Source organism: Streptococcus sp. HMSC065C01 (assembly GCF_001813525.1).
GTDB classification, from domain to species: domain Bacteria; phylum Bacillota; class Bacilli; order Lactobacillales; family Streptococcaceae; genus Streptococcus; species Streptococcus parasanguinis_V.
The window spans coordinates 65,524-72,513 of sequence record NZ_KV812856.1; the positions used below are offsets into that span (position 1 = coordinate 65,524).

Sequence of the window (6,990 nt, forward strand, 5' to 3'; positions counted from 1 at the left end):
GAGCGTTTGTTATGACAATTTCATGGATTCAAGCAATCTTGCTTGGTATTTTCGCCAGCTTGTCTTCAATGCCTGGTATGGGAGGTTCCAGTATCGGGAACTATACACTCGGTCGTCCTTTGATCGGTGGGTTGATTTCAGGTTTAATTCTTGGAGATGTGACAACCGGTATTATGGTCGGGGTTGCCCTTCAAGTCGTTTATATCGCCTTGGTAACACCTGGTGGTACCGTATCTGCCGATGTGCGTGCCATCTCTTACATTGGTGTTTCTCTTGCTATCTTGTTTGTGCATGCTAATAACATCACAGATGAAGCTGGAATTGCCGCAGCTGCAGCTCCAATCGGTGCAGCCGTTGGGACAATCGGTACAGTTCTTTTCTACGGTACCGCTACTATGAACTTGGTTTGGCAACACATTGGTTGGAAAGCCGTTGAAGAAGGAAACTTCAAAAAACTCTACGCAGTTGACTGGGTTTACCCTTGGATCTCTCACTTCCTCTTCTCTTTCCTTCCAACAATGATTATCACCAAATACGGTGAAAACATGGTTGATTTGATGAAACAATACCTTCCTATGGATGGTTACTGGATGAAAGCCCTCTTTACAGTCGGTGCTCTTCTCCCATGTGTCGGTATTGCCATCTTGTTGAAACAAATTGTTACAGAAGCAACTGACTTCATTCCATTCTTTGTTGGATTTACCTTGGCAAAATCTCTCGGATTGAACTTGGTATCCAGTGCCGTTGTTTCATTAATCTTTGCAGTAATCTACTATGAACTTGAAGTGATCAAATCGATGAAAGCTGCTCCCGCTGGAGCGGTGGATCTAGACGATGATGAGGAGGATATTTAAAATGGCTGATAGAAAGAAAATTTCAAAGAAAACATTAGCAAAAGCATTCCATCATTGGTATTATGGTCATTTGACTTGTTTCTCTCAAGAACATATGCAAACCTTCGGGTACTTGACTTCTATGCTTCCAATCGTAGAAGAAATGTATGACACAAAAGAAGAACAAAAGGATGCTATGCAAACCTATACGGCCTTCTTCAACACTGAACCACAACTAGGATCTCTTGTTGTAGGGATCACAGCTGGTTTGGAAGAAGCGCGTGCAAACGGAGATGCAGTAGATGGCGAAACCATCAACGGTATGCGTGCCGGTTTGATGGGACCAATCGCTGGTATTGGTGACTCATTGGTCGTTGGTACCTTGATTCCAGTTCTCTTGGGGATTGCCCTTGGACTTTCTAAAGGTGGTAACGTCGCTGGTGCCCTCTTCTACATCGTCGTATGGAACCTCTTAGTTTACTTTGGTATGCGCTTTGCCTTCTTCAAAGGTTACCAATTAGGGGATAAAGCTGTTGAATTCCTTGTAGGACCAAAAGGACAAGCTCTTCGTAAAGCGATCAGCGTTGTCGGTGGTATGGTTATCGGTGCTGTAGCAGCTACTTGGGTATCTGTTACAACAGCCCTTCAATTCAAGAATTCTGAAGGAAAAGTCTTCTTGAACATTCAAGAAAAGATCGATGGTGTTTATCCAGGTCTCTTGACAGCAGCCTTCATCACTCTTTGCTGGTGGTTGATGTCTAAGAAAAAAATTTCACCAAACAAAGTTATGTTACTTCTCGTTGTAGTGGCTTTGATCGGTGTTGCCCTTGGTATCTTTGACCCACATCTTAAATACTAAGGAAAAGAAAAAACGAATTTGCTAGTAGGAGTTTTTGAGAATGAAGTGAATGGACCTCCTTTACTTGCACTTCATTCTCAATTTTTATTAGGAGGAATCCCATGGTTACAAAACAAGAACTTGTCAATGGATATGAAACAGAAATCAAGTACCAACGCCACATGCTTGAAAACCTTGGACGTTGGTTTAGCTTACTCTTTATCATTGCCAGTATTGGTGTGGTCTTGATCTATCTCTTTCACAAAAGTTTCCTCCCACTCTTGATCCTCGGGATTTTACTAGCCTTGATTGGAATTTTAGGCATGATTGTTTTTGGATATGGCATCTACCGCGGGCGGATCAATCTTCAAAAAGTGATCGATGATTTCAATCAAAAATTGACAATTTTAAATTGAAATTTTAGAAGCATCTCATTTATTTTTGAGGTGTTTTTTTCTTGACTATTTCTGACCAAGTGATACAATAGAAACATAAGTTGGCACTTGTGTATAGAGAGTGCTAAAAACACGTATGGAGGAATGAACATGTTAAAACCATTAGGAGACCGTGTTGTCTTAAAAGTAGAAGAAAAAGAACAGACTGTTGGAGGGTTTGTCCTCGCAGGTGCGAGCAAGGCCGATACAAAAACAGCTGAAGTAGTGGCCGTTGGTGAAGGTGTGCGTACCCTAAGTGGTGAACTCATCGCCCCAGCTGTAAAAGCAGGAGATCAAGTTTTGGTTGAAAGCCATGCAGGAATTGAAGTTAAAGATGGGGAAGAAACCTACACCATCGTTGGAACAGCAAACATTCTTGCAATTGTAGAGTAAGAGAAGAAAGAGGTAAGAGAAATGGCAAAAGATATTAAATTTTCATCTGATGCACGTTCTGCAATGGTCCGTGGTGTCGATGTCTTAGCAGATACAGTGAAAGTTACGTTGGGCCCTAAAGGTCGCAATGTGGTTCTTGAAAAATCATTTGGTTCACCCTTGATCACAAATGATGGGGTGACCATCGCAAAAGAAATCGAATTGGAAGACCATTTTGAAAATATGGGTGCTAAATTGGTGTCAGAAGTGGCTTCTAAGACCAATGATATCGCAGGTGACGGTACAACAACTGCAACGGTTTTGACTCAAGCCATCGTCCGTGAAGGAATCAAAAACGTCACTGCAGGTGCTAATCCAATTGGCATCCGTCGTGGGATTGAGACTGCTGTTGCAACAGCAGTAGAAGCTTTGAAAAACAATGCGATCCCAGTATCGAGCAAGGAAGCGATTGCTCAAGTAGCTGCTGTGTCTTCTCGTTCTGAAAAAGTCGGTGAGTACATCTCTGAGGCCATGGAAAAAGTTGGCAAAGATGGAGTTATCACGATTGAAGAGTCTCGTGGAATGGAGACAGAACTGGAAGTCGTTGAAGGAATGCAGTTTGACCGTGGTTACCTTTCACAATACATGGTCACTGATAATGAAAAAATGGTGGCAGACCTTGAAAATCCATACATTTTGATCACTGACAAGAAGATTTCAAATATCCAAGAAATCTTGCCATTGTTGGAAAGCATTCTTCAAAGCAACCGTCCACTCTTGATCATCGCTGATGATGTCGATGGCGAAGCTCTTCCAACACTTGTCTTGAACAAGATCCGCGGTACCTTTAATGTCGTAGCTGTTAAGGCGCCAGGATTTGGAGATCGCCGCAAAGCCATGTTAGAAGACATTGCCATCTTGACAGGTGGTACAGTCATTACAGACGATCTTGGTTTGGAATTGAAAGATGCAACCATTGAAGCGCTTGGTCAAGCAGCTAAAGTGTCAGTCGATAAAGACAGTACCGTCATTGTCGAAGGTTCTGGTAACCCAGAAGCGATCGCTAACCGTGTGGCTGTTATCAAGTCACAAATTGAAACCACAACCTCTGAATTTGACCGTGAAAAATTACAAGAACGTTTGGCCAAATTGTCTGGTGGTGTTGCCGTAATCAAGGTCGGTGCTGCAACAGAAACAGAATTGAAAGAAATGAAGCTTCGTATCGAAGATGCTCTTAATGCGACTCGCGCAGCCGTTGAAGAAGGGATCGTTGCCGGAGGTGGTACAGCTCTTGTCAATGTTATCTCTGCAGTCGCAGCCCTTGAATTAGAAGGGGATGAAGCCACAGGACGCAATATCGTTCTTCGTGCTTTGGAAGAGCCGGTGCGCCAAATTGCCCACAATGCCGGTTACGAAGGATCTATTGTGATTGATCGCTTGAAAAATGCCGAAGTCGGAACAGGTTTCAATGCTGCAACAGGTGAATGGGTGAATATGATTGATGCAGGAATCATCGACCCAGTTAAAGTGAGCCGTTCAGCCCTTCAAAACGCCGCTTCCGTAGCGAGTCTGATTTTGACGACCGAAGCAGTCGTAGCCAACAAACCAGAACCAGCAGCCCCAGCAGGACCAGGAATGGATCCAAGCATGATGGGGGGGATGATGTAACACACTTAGCCTAATGGGTGCTAAAGCACCTCATTAGGCTACGGCAAGCACCATGGTGCCTTGCCGAAGTGTCTTACTAAGAAAATAAAGAAGGCGTTATAGGCCTTCTTTATTTTCTGTCGTAACTGTTACACGATTGAGGCTATACCTCTCATCGTTGGATAGTAGCCACTATGTTGCGGCCTGGCTAATCGTCTTACTAGCTCAAAGGGAGGAAAGTATGGTTCCTCCCTTTTTATCGTGCTTTGGGATTTTCATTTGTTATGGAATAATATTTTTATTTTAAATTTTGTAACAGAAATGATAAATACTAATTAAAGAGGACTTGCGTAGATGCTTGGGAATCAAGCATTTGCGGTGTTTTCAGGCAGAGGGATATTTGCCAACAAATTGCAATACAAATTAACTGATTTTGTAATAATTCTAGTGTATACTATTAAGAGTAGATCACAGGTCTACATTGTTGCAAGGGGAGAACTTCCCACATACATGTCTATTGACAATAAAACTTGATCGTAATATCGCTGTTAGTAAAATGAGAGTTTGAACATAGCATAGATTTTATCGACCTTTTTCATATTAAAAAATATTTTTCAAATTCCCCTTGCGCAAGCTCTTCCGGATTCCTCCGGGAGAGTTTTTTCTTGTTAAGGAGAAAAAGATAGAATGCCTTTTGAGTCTACTTTGAAAGAATGGCTCAGCAGCTATTATTTATGGTAAAATAGAACATATTCGTCGAGGGGAAGGAGTGAAGACTTTGTTGAAGATTTTTGTGTTAGAAGATGAGTGGATCCAGCAATCACGAATCGAATCGGTCTTGCAGGAACTGATTGCTCAGAAATCCTTGCAATGCAAAGCACCAGAAGTGTTTGGGAAGTCAAGCCAGTTGCTAGATGCTATCACAGAGAGAGGCGCTCATCACCTATTCTTCTTAGATATCGAGATTAAAGGTGAGGAGAAAAAGGGTCTAGAGATCGCAAAAGAGATTCGCAAGAAAGACCCCCATGCGACCATTGTCTTTGTCACCACTCACTCTGAATTCATGCCCATTACCTTTCAGTACAAAGTAGCCGCCTTGGATTTTATTGATAAAACGCTGGGTGAGGAAGAGTTCAGAAAAAGAATCGACTCGGCCATTGACTATACCTTGGAGCAAGCTGGGACCACGATTGCGCAAGATGCTTTTACATTTGAGAGTGCGATGGCGCGTGTACAAGTTCCCTTTAATAAGATTTTGTATGTTGAAACGTCTCCAACTATTCACAAGGTCATTTTACATACCCAGGATGAGCGCTTGGAATTTTACGCTAGTATTGCCGATATCGAAAAAGCAGATCCTCGCTTGTATCGGTGCCACCGCTCCTTTGTGGTGAATCCACAAAATATTACGAAGATTGATAAAGAAGCCAAGAAAGCTTTTTTTGAAAATGGGGACAATTGCTTGATCTCACGGACCAAGTACAGAGGCTTACTGGAAGCTTTGAAAAAATAGAAGGGAGAAAGAATTGCTGTTAGATTTTCTCATATATTACTTAAAGTTCTTCGTCAGCATGCTGATCTATCGTCATATCAGTAGACAAGAGTTCGCTTGGCGCTGGCTCTTTTTGTGCCCTTTCTTCTTTGCAGTCGTCTTTACCCTTGTGCCACCGGTAGGCTTTTTTGGCTATTTCTTAGTATTTATTGCCTATAGTTTCTATCGAAATCGTAACATACGACACCTTTTGAACATTTTTTATGGGCTCTACCCGGTTGTCATGGAGAGTCTCATTGGGCGTCTCTTAGCCTTTTATGTCTTTCCAATGCTAGGGATTGTACTTGTTCATGAGGCATCTGTCAGCTGGTATGATGCTCTACTTGAATTGCTGGTCTTTCCTGTCTATTTAGGGCTCACTAAATTGTTAAAACTAGATTTTACAGATTTAAAAGTAGGGTTTCAACGGCAGTATTTTAATCGTTTCTTACTTCCAATGGATCTTTCTATGTTTGTGTATTTAGTCAGTGTTGTAGGTCTGGTGGTTTTTGAGGATGCTATTCCGCATGCAGATGCTTTACGGGAACATTTAAATAGTATTTATCTGATTTTGTTTTTTGTGATGCTCTTGTATTTCAATGCAGTGTCCAAAGAACGATTGAAACAAGAGATTCTGGAACAAAAAGATAGGCAACTGCAGGAGTTAGCCACCTATAGCCAACACGTCGAAATGCTCTACGGGGAGATTCGTGCCTTTCGTCATGATTACCTGAATATTTTAACCAGTCTCAAATTAAGTATTGAGCACGAAGACCTCAATGCGATCAGGGAAGTCTATGAGAATGTTCTTCGAGAGAGTGGCCAGCAATTTTACAATAGTAAGTTTGATATTGCCAAACTCAGTCACATCGAAAATCCAGCTGTAAAAAGTGTTCTGTCCGCAAAATTATTGGAAGCTCAAAACAAAGGGATTGGGATCTCTGTCGAGATCGATGAACCAGTTCGTGATTTATTCATCGAGGTTTTAGATTTCATCACCTTCTTATCCATCCTTTGTGACAATGCTATCGAAGCGAGTCTTGAATCAGAGGACCCCCAGCTGACTCTTGCCATGCTTCAGGAGACGAACTCCCTCATCTTAATAGTTGAAAATAGTACAAAAGCTGAAAAAATAGATCTGGCGAGAATTTTTGAAAAAGACTACTCGAGTAAAGGAGAGGGCCGTGGTCTTGGTTTGTACAAGATCCAACAATTACTGGAAAAGTATCCCAAAACGACCGTGTCTACCAAGAGTTCAAACTACCGATTTACTCAGAGCCTGACCTTTTGGAAGGAATAATGGAAGAGAGAGTGGGACAGAAATCGGTCATTCGT

7 protein-coding genes are annotated in these 6,990 nt (G+C 42.0%); all 7 read left to right on the forward strand.

What is annotated here, in order from left to right:
* Window positions 1–11 precede the first annotated feature (11 nt).
* The 7 genes from HMPREF2918_RS04880 to HMPREF2918_RS04915 all read left to right on the forward strand — a co-directional run bounded on the left by HMPREF2918_RS04880 (window position 12) and on the right by HMPREF2918_RS04915 (window position 6,955).
* Window positions 12–854, forward strand: a complete 843-nt coding sequence (locus HMPREF2918_RS04880; RefSeq protein WP_070594734.1) for a PTS mannose/fructose/sorbose/N-acetylgalactosamine transporter subunit IIC — start codon at window positions 12–14, stop codon at window positions 852–854.
* Window positions 838–1,692 (forward strand): PTS system mannose/fructose/sorbose family transporter subunit IID, encoded by an 855-nt coding sequence (locus HMPREF2918_RS04885; protein WP_037585172.1) that lies wholly within the window; start codon window positions 838–840, stop codon window positions 1,690–1,692. The genes HMPREF2918_RS04880 and HMPREF2918_RS04885 overlap by 17 nt, the downstream gene beginning before the upstream one ends.
* 101 nt (window positions 1,693–1,793) lie before the next feature.
* On the forward strand, window positions 1,794–2,087 hold the full coding sequence (locus HMPREF2918_RS04890; RefSeq protein ID WP_031572673.1) for a hypothetical protein: 294 nt from the start codon (window positions 1,794–1,796) through the stop codon (window positions 2,085–2,087).
* 129 nt (window positions 2,088–2,216) lie between these two features.
* The gene (gene groES, locus HMPREF2918_RS04895) at window positions 2,217–2,498 is read left to right on the forward strand and encodes a co-chaperone GroES (protein WP_070594735.1); all 282 of its coding nucleotides are present in this window, start codon (window positions 2,217–2,219) and stop codon (window positions 2,496–2,498) included.
* Window positions 2,499–2,519: 21 nt separating this feature from the next.
* Window positions 2,520–4,145 (forward strand): chaperonin GroEL, encoded by a 1,626-nt coding sequence (gene groL, locus HMPREF2918_RS04900; protein ID WP_003004647.1) that lies wholly within the window; start codon window positions 2,520–2,522, stop codon window positions 4,143–4,145.
* A gap of 757 nt (window positions 4,146–4,902) precedes the next feature.
* The gene (locus HMPREF2918_RS04910; protein WP_023919626.1) at window positions 4,903–5,637 is read left to right on the forward strand and encodes a response regulator transcription factor; all 735 of its coding nucleotides are present in this window, start codon (window positions 4,903–4,905) and stop codon (window positions 5,635–5,637) included.
* 13 nt (window positions 5,638–5,650) lie between these two features.
* Window positions 5,651–6,955 (forward strand): sensor histidine kinase, encoded by a 1,305-nt coding sequence (locus HMPREF2918_RS04915; protein WP_141751583.1) that lies wholly within the window; start codon window positions 5,651–5,653, stop codon window positions 6,953–6,955.
* Window positions 6,956–6,990: the final 35 nt, after the last annotated feature.

What these genes read in the sequence shown, in the direction of transcription:
- HMPREF2918_RS04880 (WP_070594734.1), top strand. Translation starts at nt 12, where the DNA reads ATGACAATTTCATGGATTCAAGCAATCTTGCTTGGTATTTTCGCCAGC.
- HMPREF2918_RS04885 (WP_037585172.1), top strand. Translation starts at nt 838, where the DNA reads ATGAGGAGGATATTTAAAATGGCTGATAGAAAGAAAATTTCAAAGAAA.
- HMPREF2918_RS04890 (WP_031572673.1), top strand. Translation starts at nt 1,794, where the DNA reads ATGGTTACAAAACAAGAACTTGTCAATGGATATGAAACAGAAATCAAG.
- groES (WP_070594735.1), top strand. Translation starts at nt 2,217, where the DNA reads ATGTTAAAACCATTAGGAGACCGTGTTGTCTTAAAAGTAGAAGAAAAA.
- groL (WP_003004647.1), top strand. Translation starts at nt 2,520, where the DNA reads ATGGCAAAAGATATTAAATTTTCATCTGATGCACGTTCTGCAATGGTC.